The following is a 20,153-nucleotide window of genomic DNA, read 5'->3' on the forward strand; positions in this document are numbered from 1 at the left end:
AGTGACGGTCAGGACGGCCAGCAGCCACCGCATGGCATCATGCCCAGGCACCTTCCACCCTGCCCCCTCCCGCGTGCCCATGACCATCAAAGGCAAAGCCACCTCCCTGGACATCGCCCACCTGGCCGGGGTCTCCCAGCCGACCGTGTCGCGGGCCCTGCGGGGCAGCCCGATGGTCAACGCAGAGACCCGCGAGCGCATCCTGCGCATCGCCCGCGAGCTGAACTACAAGGTCGACAAGAACGCCTCCAGCCTGCGCCTGCGCAATGCCGGCACGCTGGCCCTGCTGTTCTTCGAAGACCCGACCAACGACGACTCGCTGATCAACCCGTTCTTCCATTCGATGCTGGGCTCGATCACCCGCGCCTGCGCGCTGCACGGGCAGGACCTGCTGGTCTCGTTCCAGCAGCTGTCCACCGACTGGCAGGCCGATTACGAGGACAGCAACAAGGCCGATGGCATCATCCTGCTCGGCTACGGCGACTACCACGAATCGCGCGACCGCCTGCAGCGGCTGGTCGAACAGGGCACGCACTTCGTGCGCTGGGGCGCCGCCCTGCCCGGCCAGCCCGGCGTGTCGATCGGCAGCGACAACTTCCAGGGCGGGCACGACATCACCACCCACCTGCTGCAGCAGGGCTGCCGCCGCATTGCCTTCCTCGGTCATGCCTCCAGCCACTACCCCGAGTTCCAGGAGCGCTACCGCGGCCATGTCGCGGCCCTGCAGGAACACGGCCTGGCTGCGGAGCCGGCGCTGCAGCACGATGCGATCACCACCGAGGCGTCGGGCCAGGAAGCCTGCCAGGCCCTGCTGGCTCGCAACGCGCCGATCGACGCCATCTGCGCAGCCAGCGACCTGATCGCCATCGGCGCGATGCGGGCCCTGCGCGAGGCCGGCCTGCAGGTGCCACAGGACGTCGCGGTGACCGGGTTCGACGACATTCCACTGGCAGCCTCTGTGTCCCCGGCGCTGACAACGGTGCAGCAGGACACCAAGCAGGCCGGCCAGCTGCTGGTGGAGCGCCTGCTGGCACTGATCGGCCGGCAGCCGGTGGAGAGCCAGAGCATCCCGGTGAAGCTGGTGGTGCGGGAATCGTCGCTGCGCGGGTAGGCACCGCAGGGCCGGCGCCCCTGCCAACGCACGACGGCCGGATTCTCCCCCCATGACCAACGGCGGATGCGCACGGACGCTGATGCGCGGATAACGCGCAGACATCGCCCATGGAAAGGTGTACGTCGCATGCTGAAGATCGATTCGCTGTCCAAGACGTACGCCAACGGCGTGCATGCCCTCAACAACGTCACCCTGGACATCCCGCGCGGCATGTTCGGCCTGCTCGGCCCGAACGGCGCCGGCAAGTCGTCGCTGATGCGCACGCTGTCCACCCTGCAGGAAGCCGACAGCGGCACGGCCACGCTCAGCATTCCGGGCGAAGCGTCGATCGACGTGCTGCGCGACAAGGACGCGGTGCGCCGCCGGCTGGGCTACCTGCCGCAGGATTTCGGCGTGTACCCGAAAGTCAGCGCGCTGGACCTGCTGGAACATTTCGCGGTGCTCAAGGGCCTGACCCAGCGCGCCCAGCGCCGCGAGGTGGTCGATGGGCTGCTGCAGCAGGTGAATCTGTGGGACGCGCGCAAGCGCAAGCTGGGCACGTACTCCGGCGGCATGCGCCAGCGCTTCGGCATCGCCCAGGCGCTGCTGGGGGACCCGCGGCTGGTGATCGTCGATGAACCCACCGCCGGCCTCGACCCGGAAGAGCGCAACCGCTTCCTCAACCTGCTGGCGGCGATCGGCGAGAACGTGGCAGTGATCCTGTCCACCCACATCGTCGAGGACGTGACCGACCTGTGCCCGACGATGGCGATCATGAACAAGGGCCAGGTACTGCTGACCGGCCGCCCTGCCGAGGCCATCGACGCCCTGCAGCACCAGGTCTGGCGCAAGCAGGTCGATCCTTCGGAACTGGCCGACCACGAAGCGCGCTACGTGGTGCTGTCCACGCGCCTGGTCGGTGGCCGCCCGGTGATCCACGTGCACAGCGCCAACGACCCCGGTGACGGCTTTGCGGCCGTGGCGCCCGACCTCGAGGACGTGTACTTCCAGCGCCTGCGCCTGCAGGCCCGTGCCCGCGCGGCAGCCTGAGCGGAGCGCGCCATGATCCTCAACTTCTTCCGATTCGAGCTGCGCGAACAGCTGCGTTCCCCGCTGCTGTGGCTGCTGGCCGGGCTGTTCGCCCTGCTCGCCTTCGCCGCCGCCTCCAGCGACGCCGTGCAGATCGGTGGCGGCAGCGGCAACGTGCACGGCAACGCGCCCACCGTGATCGCGCAGATGCTGGGCATCTTCACCCTGCTCGGCATGCTGGTCACTGCGCTGTTTGTCAGCAATGCGCTGCTGCGTGACTTCGAGCTCGGCACCGCCGAACTGATCTTCGCCAGCCCGGTGAAGCGCCGCGACTACCTGGCCGGACGCATCGCCGCCGCCCTGGCGGCCGGCGTGCTGGTCTACGTCGTGATTGCGTTCGGCCTGTGGCTGGCGCCGTTCATGCCGTGGGTCGACCCCGAACGCATGGGCCCGATCAGCTGGCAGGGCTATGCCTGGACGTTCGCGGTCATCGTCATTCCCAATCTGTTGTTCACCACGGCACTGCTGTCACTGCTGGCGGCGCTGACCCGTTCGATCCTGTGGGTCTACATCGGCCTGGTGGCCTACCTCGTGCTGTATGGCGTCAGTGCAGCCCTGCTGCGCGACATCGACAACACGTGGATCGCAGTGCTGAGCGAGCCGCTGGGCATGCGCGCACTCAGCCGCACGATCCGCTACTGGTCCACCGCTGAGCGCAACAGTGGAATTCCTGAGCTGGCCGGCTATCTGCTGGCCAACCGCGCCCTGTGGCTCGGCGTAGCGGCGGTGCTGTTCGCTGCCACGTTCGCGCTGTTCCGTACCGAGCGCAGCGGCAGTGGCCGCCGCCGCTGGGGCCGCAGGCAGGTGCTTCCGGTTGCTGATGCGGTGGCAGTCCGCCCCACCCGCGCACCGCTGCCGCGCGTGGTGCCGGCGTTCACTGCCACCACGGCGTGGCAGCAGTTCCTGCGCCAGGTCCGTTTCGATACACGCGGCGTTCTGCGCAGCGTGCCGTTCATCGTGCTGCTGGTACTGGGCCTGGCCAACTTCCTGCCCAGCGCGCTGTTCCGGCAGACGCTGTACGGCACCTCGATCTGGCCGGTCACCTCGCAGATGATCATGGGCCTGCAGGGCGCCTTCAGCTGGCTGCTGGTGATCATCGTGCTGTTCTTCGCCGGCGAGCTGGTCTGGAAGGAACGCAGCGCGCGCATCAACGAAGTGACGGACGCCATGCCGGTGCCGAACTGGGTGCCGCTGCTGGCCAAGTTCACCGCACTACTCGCGGTGATCGTCTGCTTCCAGGCCGCCGGTGCGATGGCGGCGATGGGCGTGCAGCTGGCCAAGGGCTACACGCATCTTGAGCCGCTGCTGTACCTGCGCAGCCTGGCGCTGGATTCAGTGGTCTACATCCTGATGGGCGGCCTGGCGCTGGTGCTGCAGGTACTCACCAACAACAAGTTCGTCGGCTACGCGCTGCTGATCGTGGTGATGATCGGCCAGGGTGTGCTCGGCCTGCTCGACTACACGCAGAACCTGTACAACTTCGGCAGCTGGCCCAACGCGCCCTATTCGGACATGAACGGCTACGGCCACTTCCTGACCGGTCAGCTGGCGTTCCAGGGCTACTGGGCGTTGTTCCTGCTGACGTTGATGTGCCTGGCGTCGGCATTCTGGGTGCGCGGCGTCAGCCAAGGGCTCCGCCAGCGCCTGGCCCTGGCCGGCCGCCGCCTGCGCGGTCCGACCGGCGTCTTCGCTGGCGTAGCGGCCTTGGCCTTCATCGGCGTGGGCGGCTGGCTGTACTGGAGCACCAACATCCGCAACGAGTTCATCTCGCCCGACCAACAGCTGGACCTGCAGGCGCGCTACGAGCGTGAACTGTCGAAGTACCGCTCTCTGCCGCAGCCTCGCATCGTGGCGGTGGACAACCGCGTGGACCTGTTCCCCGAATCGCAGTCGATGGTGATCGATGCAAACTGGACGGTGCGCAACACGCATGCCGTGCCGATCCAGGACGTGCATGTCTCGATGGGCGACGACAAGCAGCTGGTCGCGGTTGACCTGGGTGGGCAGACCTTGTCGATGCACGACGCCGACCTTGGCTACCGCATCTACCGCCTGGCCACGCCACTGCAACCGGGTGAAAGCCGCAACGTCCACTTCCGGGTGGTGCAGAAACCCAACGGCATCACCGCCGGCCAGGCACCAAGCAACATCGTCGACAACGGCACCTTCTTCAACAGCCGCGTGCTGCCGTCCTTCGGCTACAACGAGGGTGCCGAGATCAGCGACCGCAACGAACGCCGCAAGCGCGGCCTCGGCGAGCCGCGGCGCATGCCCAAGCTGGAAGACGAAGCCGCGCGCGCCAACACCTACATTTCCAACGACGCCGACTGGCTCGATTTCCGCACCACGGTCTGCACCGCACCGGACCAGGTGGCGTTGGCGCCGGGCTACCTGCAGAAGGAGACCACGGTGAATGGCCGCCGCTGCTTCAGCTACGCCATGGACCGGCCGATGTTGAACTTCTACGCCTACCTGTCGGCACGCTGGGAGGTGCGCAGGGCGAAGTACAAGGACATCCCGGTGGAGGTCTACTTCGACCCGGCGCACGGCTACAACGTGGACCGGATGATCGAAGCGGTGCAGAAGTCGCTGGCCTACTATGAAGCCAACTTCACGCCTTACCAGCACCGCCAGGTACGCATCATCGAGTTCCCGGGCTATGCGCGTTTCGCGCAGTCGTTCGCCAACACCATCCCCTACTCCGAGGCCATCGGCTTCATCGCCGACCTGCGCGATCCGGACAAGGTGGACTACGTGTTCTACGTGACCGCGCACGAGATCGCGCACCAGTGGTGGGCGCACCAGGTGATCGGTGCCAACGTGCAGGGCGCGACGGTGCTGTCCGAATCGTTGTCGCAGTACTCTGCGCTGATGGTGATGGAGCAGGAGTACGGCCGCCAGCACATGCGCCAGTTCCTCAAGCGCGAGCTGGATGGCTACCTGTCTGGACGCGGTGGCGAGGCCATCGAGGAGCAGCCGCTGGAGCGCGTGGAGAACCAGCAGTACATCCACTACCAGAAGGGTTCGCTGGTGTTCTACCGGCTGCGCGAGGAAATCGGCGAGCAGGCGCTGAACCGCGCGTTGAAGCGCTTCCTGCAGGACAAGGGCTATCAGCAACCGCCGTACACCACCTCACGCGAGCTGCTGGACTACATCCGGGCGGAGACCCCGGCCGACCGCCAGCAGCTGGTCACCGACCTGTTCGAGAAGATCAGCTTCTACGACAACCGGGTGATGGCCGCCAGCGCCCGCAAGCGTGATGACGGCCGCTACGAGGTGACCCTGGACCTGCACGCCGCCAAGCAGTACGCCGACGGCAAGGGCAAGGAGAGCGACGGCACGATGGATGACTGGATCGAGATCGGCGTGTTCGCCAACGGGCCGTCGGGCAAGGAGCGCGACCAGAAGGTGCTGTACCTGCAGCGCCACCACATCACCAGCGCCGCGCCGAAGATCACGGTAACCGTGGATGAAAAGCCGGATGAAGCGGGCTTCGACCCGTACAACAAGCTGATCGACCGGGTGAGCGATGACAACCGGCGCAAGGTGACGATGTGAAGGACGAGGTGATGCCGGTCGAGCGGCCGGCATCATCGCTGGCGGAGCTGCTTCGAGCACATGGACTCTGTGGGGAACTGCCGTGCCGGTCATGATCTACGGTTTCACTGGTCGATACACCGGCAACGCCGAATTCGAGTGGAACGCACCCAGCGTCGGAGCACACCATCAGGCAATGCTGTTCCTGCTGCAGGACGATGAACGCCATGCATTCGACCTCGCGTTGGCCGAATGCTTCCGTTTCGGCTTCGATGAAATCCGGGATCTACGCTGTGGCCATCTGCAGGTCGATGTACTCAACACCGATGCCTACCGCGGCTTTGCTGTCTTCTACGAAGAAGCGCTGGAAGCCGGCTCTGCCCTGCTCTACTACCCCGCCCCGCTGTAGTGCCGAGCCATGCTCGGCACACCATCGTCATCCACCGCGCAGTCTCAACGCACTGCTGCCTTCGGCCCCAGCAACGCCAGCAGCACATAGACCACGATCGAGGCGACGGTACCGAGCGCTGCCGGCAATCCGTATACCCACGCTGCACGGCCCTGCTGACGTGCCCACTGCGCCAGATGCCAGGCCGCGCCCAGGTTGATCAGCCAGGCAATGGCGAACACCGGCCACAGCACCATGCCTATCGCGCGCAGCACGGGCATGGACACCAGCGCGACGACGATGGCCGCGATCAGGAAGATCAGCGCGGAGCGGGAGTGCCGGGCCGTTGCGGCGCTCATGCGGCCAGCCTGCGCACCATCACCAGCACGCGATAGCTGCGGTTGTCGGCTTCCTGCAGCGGCTTCCAGCCCAGCCGCGCGTACAGCCCACCATCCAGGGCCTCGGTCTGCAGATACAGGTCGGACACACCCATCCACACCGCCTGCGCCGCTGCCTGCTCGACCAGGCCGCCAGCCAGCCCACGCCCGCGATGACTATCGGCCACGAACACGCTGCCCAGCCAGTGCTCGTACTGCGGGAAGGCCTGCATCTCCCGGCGCTTGAGCTGCACCGCACCGACCACCTGACCGTCATCGAAGGCAGCGATCAGGTGCGGGAAACCTTCGGCATCCTGTGGCGGGTTCAGCCGCTGAAGTTCCTGTTCCAGCGACAGGCCAGCGTCGCGGCCCCATTCGGCGTGGTACCACCGGGCCAACTGCTGCCGTTCCGGTGCATCGGCGGGTAGTACCCTGAATTCCATGGCAATGCCTCGATGGGGAAGCGTTCTGTAGAGTCGAGCCTTGCTCGACTGATCTGGCACTGCGCGAAAGGCAGTCGAGCGTGGCTCGACACTACAAATATAGCGCGGTGGCCGCTCAGCGTTGGGCGAAGTCCTTCAGGATCTCGCCGATGCCGCTGGGCGAGATCTCAAAGCCCAACGAAGTACCCGGGTTGATCACCACGCCATAGCCACCCGGCACGCGGCGCAGTACATCCAGCATCCGCCAGCGGATCTGGTGTTCGGCCTGCTGGCTGTAGATGCCCACCCGCGACGGGTCGGTGAACACGGCCACGTGCAGGGTGCCCTGCTTGTCGAACAGCAGCGGGTCGAAGCCGCTGCCGTCCGGGGTGACCAGACTGCCGGTCAGCAGCACCACCTCGGAGGCGACGAAGGCCTCCATGAAGGCGCGGATCGGCACCGTCCCGTCCATCGCCGCCTTCAGCAGGGTTTCAATCGGGGTCTGCGGGGCGAGGTCGGTCATGGCGGTACGGCGGGGCGTGAGGGATGCCTATTGTGCCGGATGCAGCCAAACCAGGTAGTGCCGGCCGCTGGCCGGCACCTGAAGGTGCCATGGATTCATGGGTTGCCGGCCAGCGGCCGGCACTACCGTCACAGTCGCTGGTCCCGCGCCCGCTGGTCGGCCATCGCCTTGTCCAGCTCGGCCTGCAATGCCGGCTGCTGCACGGCGGCGTCCAGCACGTAGACCTTCACGCCGTGCGCGGGCACGTCGGCCTTCAGGGAGGCATCCACCTGCAACGAACCGCCGTCCAGTGCATCACGCCAGCGGCCGGCCTGGACGTAACGCGCCACGGTGAGAGTCCTGGCTTGGTCGCCCTTGTTCAGCAGCACCAGCGCGGTCTGCGCCACGTCGCCCTGCTGCAGCACGCGGAAGAACACCGCCTCGTCGCCCTGCAGGCGTTCGTTCACCTGCAGGCCGCGCTGCAGGGCCGGGGTGGCTGCGCGCAGCCTGGCGATGCGCTGCAGCGGCGCGAAGATCGGGCTCTGCGGGGCAGCGTCCACGCGCGGCTGACCGAAGTAGGCACGATTGCCGGCATGCTCGGCGCGACCACGCATGAAGCCGGTTTCCGAGCCGTAATAGACCACCGGAATACCGCGCGCGGTGAACAGCCAGTTGTGCGCATCGATGAAGCCGTTGTCGCTGGCCTGCAGCCGCGGCATGTCGTGGTTGTCGTAGAAGCTCATCAGCTCGTACGGGTTGGCGTACGGCCCACCGCTCAGGTGCAGCGGCTCGGCCAGGGTTTCAAACCCCTTGCCGGCGGTGCCGAAGGTCTGTTCCAGTGCGCCGCGCAACGGGAAATCGAGCACGCTGACGTTGGCGTTGGCCGGCCAGGTGTGCTCGGCAATGCGCGCGGCATCGTAATCGAACGCTTCGCCGAACATGAACATGCCTGGGTGCTCGGCGCGAATGCGTTTGACGAAGGCATGCCACCACGGGTGCGGCAACCAGCCGATGGTGTCGATGCGCAACGCGTCCACGCCCTGCGCGGTCCACTGCAGGTAAGCGCCGACCAGGTAGTCCATCACCGCCGGATTGTCCTGGTTGAAGTCGGACAGTTCGGCGAGGTTGCCGTCGAAGATCGATCCCTCCTTGCTGTCGACCGGACCGACGTTGTTGTAGAACGCGTGCAGCGGGTTGTGCTTCGGGTCCAGTTTCTGCGGCGGCAGGTTCTGGTGATCAGCGATCAGCGCTCCGTCCTTGTCGAAGATCTGGCCGAACTGCGGCTGCCGCGTCGGCATGGTCCAGGCTGGCGAGCCGTGGTTGCCGACGATGTCCAGCACCACCTTCAGGCCCGCGCCATGCAGGCCCTTGGTCAACCCCGCGAAGTCGAGGTCCTTGCTGGGCAGGTGCTCATCGAGCTTGTAGAAGTTGATGCCCCAGTAGCCGTGGTAGCCGGTCTTGCCGCGATCGGTCAGCGTACTGGTGCAGCTGATCGGCTTGCTGCCGGTGAACGCCTCGTCCGGGTTGTCAACGATCGGCGTGATCCATACCGCGCCGAAGCCGAGGTTGCGGATGTACTGCGCATTGTCGAGCACGCCGCGGAAGTCACCGCCGAGATAGCCGATGTTGCCGTCCACCTTGTCCGTGCACGGCACCGGGATATCGAAGGTGCGATGCGTGCCGCCCTGGTCGCGATGATCGTTGGACGGGTCGCCGTTGACGAAGCGGTCGGTGACCACGAAGTACACCGCATCGCTGGCGAACGGTTCGGTGGTGCCCACATAGTCCGGGCGTGGCGCGGCCGCCGCATGGCCGGCCAGCAGTACCAGGGAAACAGCAACAGACAGCGCACCACGCATCACACCACCTCCGGAGGGGACGGAACCCGCAGCACGCACAGGCCGGCAACGAACAGGCTGCAGCCGCCCAGCACCAGCACATGCATCGGCTGGCCACCCAGCCAGGCGCGCAGGGCAAAGCCGAGCGCGCTGGCCGCAACCAGCTGCGGGATCACGATGAAGAAATTGAAGATGCCCATGTACACGCCCATCTTCGAGGCCGGCACGCTGTCGGACAACAGCGCATAGGGCAGCGAAAGAATGGACGCCCAGGCGAAGCCGACACCGACCATCGACAGCAGCAGCCAGTGCGGGTCGCGGATGAACATCAGCGAGACCAGGCCGGCGCCGCCCAGCCACAGGTTGACCAGGTGGCTCCAGCGCAGGCCGATCGCACGCACCATCGGCGGGATCAGTACTGCGGCCAGCGCGGCGAAGCCGTTGTAGGCACCGAACAGCACGCCCACCCAGTTGGCGCCCTCGTTGTAGGCCGCTGACTGCGGATCGGTCGAGCCGAAGTGGGTACCCGCCACCGCGGCGGTGGTGTAGATCCACATCGCAAACAGCGCGAACCACGAGAAGAACTGCCCCCACGCCAAACGACGCATGGTCACCGGCATCGCGCGCAGGTCACCGACGATGGCGGCCAGCATATGCGTGGCCGGCAGCGCACGCGCGGCCGCCAGCAGCAGGCCATAGCCGGCACACAGGCCGGCCAGCACGTACAGCATCCTGTCGCCCTGCCGCCAGGCGATCAGCAGCGCCAGCAGCACGCCCAGCCCCAGCCATACGGCCACCTGTGCCCACGGTGCCGGGCCACTGATCGCAGCCCCTGCGTGGTGCGCCGGCGGCTCGGCGTCATCGAATCCGGCCAGCTCTGCCGGCGAGTACTCGCGGGTGCTGACCACTGTCCAGGTGATCGCCGCCAGCAGCACCACCGCGCCGAAGTAGAACGCATAGCGCACGGTATCGGGCACTTCGCCTGCGGCGGCCGTATTGGCGACCCCGAAGCGGGCGAGGATGAAGGGCAGGAAGCTGGCGACGATGGCGCCCACGCCGATGAAGAAGCTCTGCATCGCGTAGCCGGCCGGCCGCTGGCGTGGTGCCAGCTGATCACCGACGAAGGCGCGGAACGGTTCCATCGACACGTTGATCGAGGCGTCCAGCACCCACAAGGTACCGGCGGCGATCCACAGCGTCGGCGAATTCGGCATCACCAGCAGCGCCAGCGTAGTCAGTACCGCACCGATCATGAAGAACGGGCGGCGACGGCCCCAGCGCGTCCAGGTGCGATCGGACAGGTAACCGATCACCGGCTGCACCAGCAGGCCAGTCAGTGGCGCCGCGATCCACAGCCCGGGTACCGCGTCCATGTCCGCGCCCAGTGTCTCGAAGATGCGGCTGGCGTTGGCGTTCTGCAGGGCGAACCCGAACTGGATGCCGAGGAAGCCGAAACACATGTTCCAGATCTGCCAGAACGACAACTGCGGTTTGGCGGGACGACTCATCGTGCGCCCTCTTCCATCGCCACCGGCGCCACCTTCAGCGCCTGCACCTGGGCCTGGTTGAGCACACCATCGCGTCCACCCTTGCCGCCGGTGTAGTGCGCGAAGTGCTGCAGCGCGCTCATGTTGAAGCCCTCTTCAAGCGCGACCGTGCATTGCCCCTCTGGCACCGTGAATGTCGCCGAGGTCGAGTCCTGCACCGCCACGCTGTGCGGCAGGGTGACCGTATGCTGCTGCAACGGCTGGCCCGGGCACTGCAGCACCAGCTGCTTGACCGCAGCGGTGACGCCAGTGTTGATCGGCCCGTTCGGGTTGCGGTACTGCAGGCGCAGGCGCACCTGCCCGGCCCTGGCCGAGGTGAACTGCCAGCGATCATCGCCCTTCAGCACCTGCTGCGGACCGACGCAGAGCGTCGGGCTGTGCAGTGATTCCAATGCACCCACGCGCCGGGTCAGGCTGAGGCAGTGCTGCAGGCCATCGTCGCTGATGTGCACCTGGCCATTGCTGGCGGCGACATGCCTGCCGTCCTTCCATAGCGTCTGGTCAGCCGCAACCGGGACGCTCCAGCCAGTGCCTTTGCGGGTGGCCTGCGGCGCAGTCGGTGTAGCTGGCGCACGCGCGTTGGCATCCGCAGTCGTGGCAGAAAAACCGGTTGCTGCCGGGGCGGCAACCAGCTCCACCGTGGTGGTCGTGCCACGCGTGGTGGTGCTGCCGGCCACCAGCAGGCCATCGCCCACGTTCTGCGGGCGCTCCAGCACATAGCGCTTGCCGTTGGCTTCCAGCGTGATGCGAGGGCGCGTGCCGAACAGTTCTGGCACCAGCACGGCCGGCAACTTGGGCTGCACGCGGCCATCGTCCTGCACGCCGAACACGCCCTCGACCACCATCGACAGATAGCCGGCCACCGACCACAGCTGGCGTTCGGAGTTGACCACCGGGCCGCTCAACGCGCCCTCGTCAACATGCACCGCCTGGCTGACCAGTTCGTAGTTTTCCATGTTGGAACCGGCCAGCGCCGCGCCCTGCATCAGCGAACGGATCTCAGCGGCGATGCGCGGCGCATCGTCCAGCTGCCGCGCCGCACGCAGCGAGTACGCGCTGACAAACGGCCAGATCGCGCGGTTGTGGTAGATCGGCTGCTGCGATTCCTGCGGCCAGACCACCGGGCTGCCGGCTGGCCCCATCGGGTAGGCAGCCAGTGCACGGCGCGCGCGCTCCGGCGGCAGCACCTCGGCGAGGATGCCCAGCGACAGCCCGAGCAGATCGACCTTGGCGTACGGCACAGGGTGCGCGGCTTCGCCGATGTAGCTCATGTACTGGCCGATATCCTCGCGCCAGAAGCGTGCATCGATCTGCTGCGCCAGCGCATCGGCCCAGGCCTTGTAGTCGGCTGCGCGGGCGTCGCCGTGCTGGCCGGCCAGGCGTTCGGCCAGGCGCAGTGCCTGGTAGTGCAGCACGTTGGTGGACAGTGCGTAGGAATCACCGATGAAGCGCACGTCCTCGCGGGTCCAGTCCGGATAGGTCTGCTCGCGCCAGTCCAGGAACGAGGTCTCGCCACGGTACAGGCCCACCTGCGCGTCGAACACCATCGCGCGGTCCTGCGCCAGCGTGCCCTGCAGCGCCTGCCAGACCTGGTCGGCAAACGCGCGATCGTCCAGCAGGTGGCGTGCCGCCAGGAACCACACCACGCGGTCGCTGCTGATCGGCCAGCTGCCGCCGGAACCGGTGTCCTGCGCGACGAACAGGCCGGGTGTATGGCCATCGCGCGCTGCCGACAGCTTGAACTGCAGCGACTGCCGGGTGCGCTGCGGATCCAGCCGCGCCAGCGCCAGGTCGGCGGCGAAGCTGACATCACGCGTCCACACGTAGGGCCAGCGCGCGCCGGTCTGGAAGCACTCGCACGGCACCGGCCGGCCTTCGTCGAAGGCGGGATCACGGATCGCATCCACGCGGTCCTGGTCCATCTCCTGCTGGGCCAGCGCGAACAGGGCATCGAACATCACGCTGCCGGTCTGGCTGCGCATCAGCATGGGCGCGATACGTACCTCTCCCTTCGGCGCATGCAGCACGAAGCTGCCGTTGGCAGCGGCTTCGGCACGCGCATGGCGGCCGTCGAATTGCAGGTCGGCCGCCTGCGCGGTCGATCCCAGCGCTGCCCCCAGGGCAGCGGTCAGGCAAATGATCTTCAGCATCGAAGCGGCGGACCGGCTTGCGCCCGTCGGCCTCCCTCCCTCTCTGCACGCGTTGTAGGTCCGCACCGTCGTTGTCGGCGGGCGGGCGCGGCCCCTCCCTCAAGGTGCCTTGGCCCCATGGTAGACGCGGGGCTGTCGGCTGCGTCCAGCTGCATACGTATTCATGGCGTTGCGCGGTAGCGGGCCTGCCGCGCTGGCTTATGGTCCGGGTCTGCCAACGGCGCCTTGGGAGGGGAACTGCCGATGTCACCTACTGCTGTACGCGCGGTGTTCGCGCATATGCTCGGACTGGCTCTGCTGGCATTGGCCACGCTGGCGCAGGCCGCGCCGCAGGTCGTCACTGTCGAATCGCCTGGCAGGATGCTCAAGGCCAGCATGGTGCTGGACGGCGGCACGGCGCGCTATCGCGTCGAGCGTTTCGGCGAGACCGTCGTGGAAGATTCGAAGCTGGGCTTTGCCTTGCGCGATGGCCGCCTGGACCGCGATTTCGCCCTGCTCGGCCAACAGCAACGCAGCGTCGATGACAGCTGGGAACAGCCCTGGGGCGAGCGCCGGATTACCCGCAACCGTTTCAATGAGCTGACCGTGCAGCTGGCCGAAACCACCGGCAGCAAGCGCCGGCTGGAGGTGGTGTTCCGCGTCTACGACGATGGCGTTGGCTTCCGCTATGTGTTCCCCGAGCAGCCGAACCTGCGCGAAGCCATCATCGATGACGAGCTGACCGAGTTCGCCATCGCACAGGATTCCACCGCGTGGTGGATCCCTGCCGGGGAACCGATCCACTACGAGTACCTGTACCAGCGCACGCCGTTGAATGAGGTGCCGTTGGTGCATACGCCAATGACCCTGCGCAGCCGCGATGGGCTGCACGTGGCGATCCACGAGGCCGCGCTGGTGGACTATGCCGGCATGTGGCTGCGGCGAACCGAGGGCCAGCGCCTGCGCGCGCAGCTGTCGCCCTCGGCAGAAGGCTGGAAGGTGCGCCGCGCCCTGCCCTTCGCCACGCCGTGGCGCACGCTGCAGATTGCCGACCGTGCAGGTGGCCTGGTCGAATCAGACCTCATCCTCAACCTCAACGAGCCCAATGCACTGGGCGATGTGAGCTGGGTGAAACCGGCCAAGTACCTGGGCGTGTGGTGGTCGATGCACCTGGACAACGAGAGCTGGGCGACCGGGCCGAAGCATGCGGCCACCACCGCCAAGACGAGGAAGGTGATCGACTTCGCCGCCGCGCACGGCTTCCGTGGCGTGCTGGTGGAAGGCTGGAATCCGGGCTGGGACGGCATGTGGGTGGGCAATGGCTACGACTTCGATTTCACCCGTGCCACACCCGATTTCGACATTGAAGCGCTGTCAGCGTATGGCCTGAAGAAGGACGTGCATCTGATCGGCCACCACGAAACCGGCTGTGCCATCGAGCATTACGAGGACCAGCTGGGTACCGCACTGGACCTGTATGCGCGGCTGGGCGTGGACCAGTTCAAGACCGGCTACGTCTGTGACGACGGCCAGGTCGACCGCCGCAATCCCTCGGGCGGCCCGCTGTGGCGTGAGTGGCATGACGGGCAGTTCATGGCGCGCCACCACCTGAAGGTGGTCCAGGAAGCGGCGCGGCGGCACCTGTCGGTGAACCCGCATGAGCCGATCAAGGACACCGGCCTGCGCCGCACCTATCCCAACTGGATCTCGCGCGAAGGCGCACGTGGCATGGAGTACAACGCCTGGGGCCAGCCGCCGAACCCGCCGGAACATGAGGTCAACCTGGTGTTCACCCGCATGCTGGCCGGGCCGATGGATTACACCCCCGGCATCCTCAGCCTGAAGGGCCGCCACGGCCAGGCCATTCCCAGCACGTTGGCACGCCAGCTGGCGCTGTACGTGGTGCTGTACAGCCCGATCCAGATGGCCGCCGACCTGCCCGAGCACTACCTGCAGCATCGCGAGGCATTCCGTTTCATCGAAGACGTCGCGGTGGACTGGGAGCAGAGCCGCGTGCTCGATGGCGAAGTGGGCGACTACGTGACGATCGTGCGCCGCGACCGCAACAGCCGCGACTGGTTCCTCGGCAGCATCACCGACGAGCACGGCCGTGTGCTGCCGGTATCGCTGGGCTTCCTGGAACCGGGCGTGCGCTACCGCGCCGAAATCTACCGCGATGGCGCGGGTGCTGATTTCCGCAGCAATCCATTCGCGTTCGCGCGCGAAACCCGTGAGGTGACCAGCGCCGACGCACTGACGCTGGTGCTTGCGCCGGGTGGCGGGCAGGCCATTCGTTTCACGCCGCTTTGAATGCCCCGGCAGTGCCGGCCGCTGGCCGGCAACCCGGTGATCGTGATTGCAGGCCAGTGGCCGGCACTACCGCACGAGGCACCTGAAAGCGATTACACCCCTGCAAATGCCATTGAATACGTATGCAGGGTGATTCCCGCGAAGAACGCGCTGCCTACCATAGCGGCGACGACAGCGGCCACCGCGTCGCACGTCCACGGTCACGCCGGGACGTTCACGAATCGATCTGCAACATTGCCTGGGAGGGGAAAATGTTGAACCACAAGCGCAGCGCGCTGAGCATCGCGCTGGCCGTTGTCCTGGCGCCGACGCTGGCGTCGGCACAGTCCACGCAGAACACCACCGCGCCGGCCGCCACCGCCGCCACCGCCGCCACCAACCTGGATACGGTGCAGGTCACCGGCATCCGCCGCGGCATCGAGAACGCAATCGCGATCAAGCAGGACGCCACCTCGGTGGTCGAAGCGATTTCCGCCGAAGACATCGGCAAGCTGCCCGACGTCAGCATCGCCGAATCCATCTCGCGCCTGCCCGGCCTGGCTGCCCAGCGCGTGGCTGGCCGTGCACAGGTGATCAGCGTGCGTGGCCTGTCGCCGGACTTCGCCACCACCCTGCTCAATGGCCGTGAAGTGGTCAGCACCGGTGACAACCGCGGCGTCGAGTTCGACCAGTACCCGTCCGAGCTGGTCAATGGCGTAACCGTCTACAAGACCCCGGATGCCGCCCTGGTCGGCCAGGGCCTGTCAGGCACCATCGACATGCAGACCGCGCGCCCGCTCAGCTTCGGCGAGCGCGTGATCGCAGTCAGCGGCCGCTACCAGAAGAGCTCCCTGGGCCGCGCCGCCAACATCGATCCGTATGGCAACCGTTTCAGCGCCAGTTACATCGACCAGTTCTTCGACAACACCCTGGGCATCGCCATTGGCTACGCGCACAGCGACATGCCGATCCAGGAGAACCAGGTCGGCCTGTACGAGCCGTGGACCACCGAACACACCGACAAGGGCGAGCGTCGCGGAATCGCACCTGGCACCTACTTCACCGATGGCATCAAGGCGCTGCGCCGTACCGGCAACAACAAGCGCGACGGTGTGATGGCAACGATCCAGTTCCGCCCCAGCAACAGCTGGACCAGCACCTTCGATGCGTTCCACACCGAAGCCGAGCAGATCGACACCGCCAACCAGTTCGAGCTGAGCCTCAGCGGCAACGGTGAGGACAGCAACAATCCCAACGCGATCCTGCCGGTGTTCAGCAATGTCGGCCGCAATGCCGATGGCAGCTTCACCGGTGGCACGATCAACAATGCGTACCCGCTGGTGCGCGGCATGTACAACAAGCGCAAGGACAAGATCGATGCGTTCGGCTGGAACAACGAGTTCAACGTCGGTAGCGTGAAGCTGGTCGCCGACCTGAACTATTCGAAGGCAACCCGTCGCGAGATCAACCTGGAGAACAACCTGCAGCTGGTGCCGCGCCCGCAGTTCGACACGATCGGCCTGATGGTGAACAACAACAGCTTCTCGCAGATCACGCCGGGGCGCGACTATTCCAATCCGGACAGCCTGTTCCTGACCAACACGATCTATGGTTCCGGCTACGGCAAGGTGCCGGAGGTCGAAGACCGCTTGAAGGGCGCCAAGCTGGCGGCGACGCTGCCGGTTCCCGAAGCCATGTCCAGCTGGTTCTCGGATGTGGACGTGGGCGTGAACTATGCCGACCGCCGCAAGCAGAAGGCCCAGGCCGAAGGCAACATCCTGCTCGGCGCCCAAGGCGAATCCACCATCGCTCCTGACCTGCAGTACCGCCCGGTCAACCTCGGTTTCGCCGGCATCGGCTACATCCCGTCGTGGAATGTGCCGGCAGCCGTCGGTCGTTACATGACCTTCAACCCGGTCGACAACCTGGACTATCTGATTCCCAAGTCGTGGACGGTCGAGGAGAAGATCACCACCGCGTGGGCACGCCTGAACATCAACACCGACATCGGCGTGGTCGGCGTGCGCGGCAACATCGGCGTGCAGATGCAGCACACCGACCAGAGCTCGGATTCGCGCTACTGGGACAGCTCGCAGCCGGCAGGCAGCAACATCCAGCCCTTCTCTGCCGGCAGGACCTACAAGGACTGGCTGCCGAGCTTGAATCTGGTGTTCATGTTCCCGCACCAGCAGACGCTGCGCTTCGCCGCCGCCAAGCAGGTGGCACGCCCGCGCGTGGACCAGATGCGTGCCGGCCTGGAATTCGGCGTGGATACCAACAACGGCCGCCCCGGCGGCAGTGGCGGCAACCCGCTGCTGGATCCGTGGCGCGCCACCGCGCTGGACCTGTCCTATGAGAAATACTTCGGCGAGAAGGCCTACGTGGCTGCGGCGATCTTCTACAAGGACCTGAAGAGCTACGTCTACACGCAGTCGGTGGACAACTACGACTTCAGCGGCCTGCTGGGCAACTACGTGCCACCACCGGGCATGACCGAACCGGCGCTGACCACCGGCACCTTCTCCACGCCGCAGAACGGCAAGGGCGGCACGTTGAAGGGGCTGGAGCTGACCGGGTCGTTCCCGCTGGAGATGCTGACCGACAGCCTGCGCGGCTTCGGCGTGCAGGCCAGCGCGACCTTCAACAAGAGCGACATCACCATCCTGGATCCGGAGAGTGCCTCCAGTGTGGGCACCGACCCGATCAGCCTGCCGGGCCTGTCCAAGCGCGTGTACAACTTCACCGCCTACTACGAGCGCAGTGGCTTTGAAGCACGCGTGAGCCAGCGCCGCCGTTCGGACTTCATCGGTGAGATCGGCAACTTCAACGGCAACCGCACGCTGCGCTACGTGGTGGGCGAGAACGTGACCGATGCGCAGGTCAGCTACACCTTCAGCGACAGCAGCAGCCTGCGCGGGCTGACCCTGCTGCTGCAGGGCAGCAACCTGACCAACGAGCCGTACCGCACCTACGCCGGCAGCAAGGACCGCCCGCTGGAATACATCGAGTGGGGCCGCACCTACATGCTGGGCGTGAACTACAAGTTCTGACCACGACCGGGTAGTGCCGGCCGCTGGCCGGCAACACAAGGGGAGCAGGACCGGAAACCCGCTGCGCAGGCAGCGGGTTTTCTTTTGCGCGAATGCCGGCCGTCGGTCGGCAAGGCCCATCCACAATCCCACCCACAAAAAAGGGACGGGGCGCTTCGGCCCCGTCCCCGCAAGTACCGCCACCGGAGAAAACGGTCAGCTGCGTCGGGCGCAATACACCGCGCGCGGCGGCAGCTGGAGTTCATTGCCCTGCACCGTGCCCGCATCCGGGCCCGGCACCGCCACCTGCTGCCAGTTGCCCGGCGGCAGCGGATGGCTCACTGCTTCGGCCGACAGGTTGAAGGCCAGCAGGAGGGTTTCATCTGCAAGCATACGCTCGAACAGCAGCACTGGCTCGGCGCTTTCGATGAATCGGATGCTGCCATGCAGGAGTGCCGGCTGGCTATGCCGCCAGGCCAGGAACCCGCGGAACGCAGCCAGGACCGAGTCCGGGTCGCGCTCCTGCACCGCCACGGCCGCGGCGCGGTGCTCGGGTGGGATCGGCAGCCACGGCTGGCCGGCGGTGAAACCGGCCAGCGGCGCGTCGGTCCACGGCAGTGGGGTCCGGCAGCCATCGCGGCCCTTGAAGTTGGGCCAGAAGGTGATGCCATAGGGGTCCTGCAGGGCCTCGAACGGCACCTCGGCCTCGGCCAGGCCCAGTTCCTCGCCCTGGTACAGGCAGACGGAGCCGCGCAGCGAGCACAGCATCGCCACCAGCATCCGCGCCAGCCGCGGATCGGCCGGGCGCCCCCCCCAGCGGCTGACCGCCCGTTCCACGTCGTGATTCGAAACCGCCCAGCACGGCCAGCCTTCGGTCATTGCCGCTTCCAGCCGCGAGACCGTGTCGCGGATATAGGCCGCGCTGTAGTCGTCCACCAGCAGTTCGAAGCTGTAGCCCATGTGCAGGCGGCCATCGCGGGTGTACTCAGCCGTGGTCGCCAGCGAGTCCTCCGAGGAGATCTCGCCCAGGCTGACCGCCCCCGGGTACTCGTCCAGCAGCGCGCGCAGCCGCTCCAGGAACGGCAGGTTCTCCGGCTGGGTGTTGTTGTAATAGTGGTACTGGTAGGCGTACGGGTTGTCCGGGCTGAAGCCGCGACCGAAGCGCTTCTCCGCCGGCTTGGCCGGGTTGTCGCGCAGCTGCGCGTCATGGAAGCAGAAGTTGATCGCATCCAGGCGGAAGCCATCCACGCCGCGGTCCAGCCAGAAGCGCACGTTGTCCAGGGTCGCCTGCTGCACGTCCGGGTGATGGAAGTTCAGGTCCGGCTGGTCGACCAGGAAGTTGTGCAGGTAGTACTGCTCGCGGCGCGGCTCCCACTGCCAGGCGCAGCCGCCGAACAGCGACAGCCAGTTGTTGGGCGGCGTGCCGTCCTCGCGCGGGTCGGCCCAGACGTACCAGTCCGCCTTCGGGTTGCTACGATCCTGGCGGCTCTCGCGGAACCAGGCGTGCTCGATCGAGGTGTGGCTCAGTACCTGGTCGATCATCACCTTCAGGCCCAGGCCGTGGGCCTTGGCCAGCAGGCGGTCGAAGTCGTCCAGGCTGCCAAACAGCGGGTCGACGTCGCGGTAGTCGGCGATGTCGTAGCCGAAGTCGGCCATCGGCGACTTGAAGAACGGCGAAATCCAGATCGCATCCACGCCCAGCGCGGCAATGTGGTCCAAGCGCTGGATGATGCCTGGCAGGTCGCCCACGCCATCGCCGTTGGCGTCGAGGTAGCTGCGCGGGTAGATCTGGTAGATGACGGCTCCGCGCCACCATGGATAGTGCGACATCGACAGCCCCCCTCCGGGCATGCAGGGCCCGCCGGAAGCGGGCCTAAATCCTGTTCCGGCAAGCTTAGCGGCGCCCTCCCGGG

The 20,153-nt window shown here is 66.5% G+C and carries 13 protein-coding genes; 6 read left to right on the forward strand and 7 right to left on the reverse strand.

Features of this window, described 5'->3' with window-relative positions; translation table 11 throughout:
* Positions 1-79 precede the first annotated feature (79 nt).
* The 4 genes from D5301_RS17610 to D5301_RS17625 all read left to right on the forward strand — a co-directional run bounded on the left by D5301_RS17610 (position 80) and on the right by D5301_RS17625 (position 6,128).
* Complete coding sequence (locus D5301_RS17610) at positions 80-1,111, forward strand: LacI family DNA-binding transcriptional regulator (RefSeq protein ID WP_153856432.1); 1,032 nt, start codon at positions 80-82, stop codon at positions 1,109-1,111.
* Positions 1,112-1,240: 129 nt separating this feature from the next.
* Positions 1,241-2,143 (forward strand): ABC transporter ATP-binding protein, encoded by a 903-nt coding sequence (locus D5301_RS17615; RefSeq protein WP_110711511.1) that lies wholly within the window; start codon positions 1,241-1,243, stop codon positions 2,141-2,143.
* Between the two features lie 12 nt (positions 2,144-2,155).
* Positions 2,156-5,740, forward strand: coding sequence for a M1 family aminopeptidase (locus D5301_RS17620; RefSeq protein WP_153856433.1), 3,585 nt, complete (start codon positions 2,156-2,158; stop codon positions 5,738-5,740).
* An 82-nt stretch (positions 5,741-5,822) separates the two neighbouring features.
* Complete coding sequence (locus D5301_RS17625) at positions 5,823-6,128, forward strand: hypothetical protein (protein WP_153856434.1); 306 nt, start codon at positions 5,823-5,825, stop codon at positions 6,126-6,128.
* Positions 6,129-6,172: 44 nt separating this feature from the next.
* On the opposite strand, the gene D5301_RS17630 is transcribed toward D5301_RS17625, so the two are convergent.
* From D5301_RS17630 to D5301_RS17655, 6 genes are all read right to left on the reverse strand, one after another.
* The gene (locus tag D5301_RS17630; protein ID WP_153856435.1) at positions 6,173-6,466 is read right to left on the reverse strand and encodes a hypothetical protein; all 294 of its coding nucleotides are present in this window, start codon (positions 6,464-6,466) and stop codon (positions 6,173-6,175) included.
* Positions 6,463-6,927 (reverse strand): GNAT family N-acetyltransferase, encoded by a 465-nt coding sequence (locus D5301_RS17635; RefSeq protein ID WP_153856436.1) that lies wholly within the window; start codon positions 6,925-6,927, stop codon positions 6,463-6,465. Before D5301_RS17635 ends, D5301_RS17630 begins: the two co-directional genes overlap by 4 nt.
* Positions 6,928-7,042: 115 nt before the next feature.
* On the reverse strand, positions 7,043-7,429 hold the full coding sequence (locus tag D5301_RS17640; protein WP_153856437.1) for an SseB family protein: 387 nt from the start codon (positions 7,427-7,429) through the stop codon (positions 7,043-7,045).
* Positions 7,430-7,557: 128 nt separating this feature from the next.
* Positions 7,558-9,267 (reverse strand): alpha-amylase family glycosyl hydrolase, encoded by a 1,710-nt coding sequence (locus D5301_RS17645; protein ID WP_153856438.1) that lies wholly within the window; start codon positions 9,265-9,267, stop codon positions 7,558-7,560.
* Entirely contained in the window at positions 9,267-10,754 is a 1,488-nt protein-coding gene (locus tag D5301_RS17650; RefSeq protein WP_153856439.1) for an MFS transporter, read from the reverse strand. Before D5301_RS17650 ends, D5301_RS17645 begins: the two co-directional genes overlap by 1 nt.
* A complete protein-coding gene (locus D5301_RS17655; protein ID WP_153856440.1) occupies positions 10,751-12,943 on the reverse strand; it encodes a Six-hairpin glycosidase-like protein in 2,193 nt (730 codons plus the stop codon). The genes D5301_RS17650 and D5301_RS17655 overlap by 4 nt, the downstream gene beginning before the upstream one ends.
* A 237-nt stretch (positions 12,944-13,180) precedes the next feature.
* On the opposite strand from D5301_RS17655, the gene D5301_RS17660 reads away from it, so the two are divergent.
* Both D5301_RS17660 and D5301_RS17665 read left to right on the forward strand, forming a co-directional pair.
* Entirely contained in the window at positions 13,181-15,232 is a 2,052-nt protein-coding gene (locus D5301_RS17660) for a glycoside hydrolase family 97 protein (protein ID WP_153856583.1), read from the forward strand.
* A gap of 251 nt (positions 15,233-15,483) precedes the next feature.
* Complete coding sequence (locus D5301_RS17665; RefSeq protein WP_153856441.1) at positions 15,484-18,261, forward strand: TonB-dependent receptor; 2,778 nt, start codon at positions 15,484-15,486, stop codon at positions 18,259-18,261.
* Positions 18,262-18,456: 195 nt separating this feature from the next.
* On the opposite strand, the gene D5301_RS17670 is transcribed toward D5301_RS17665, so the two are convergent.
* Entirely contained in the window at positions 18,457-20,070 is a 1,614-nt protein-coding gene (locus D5301_RS17670; RefSeq protein WP_153856442.1) for an alpha-glucosidase family protein, read from the reverse strand.
* Between the last annotated feature and the right edge of the window lie 83 nt (positions 20,071-20,153).

It is taken from the genome of Stenotrophomonas sp. MH181796, from assembly GCF_009659995.1.
Lineage (GTDB): Bacteria > Pseudomonadota > Gammaproteobacteria > Xanthomonadales > Xanthomonadaceae > Stenotrophomonas > Stenotrophomonas riyadhensis.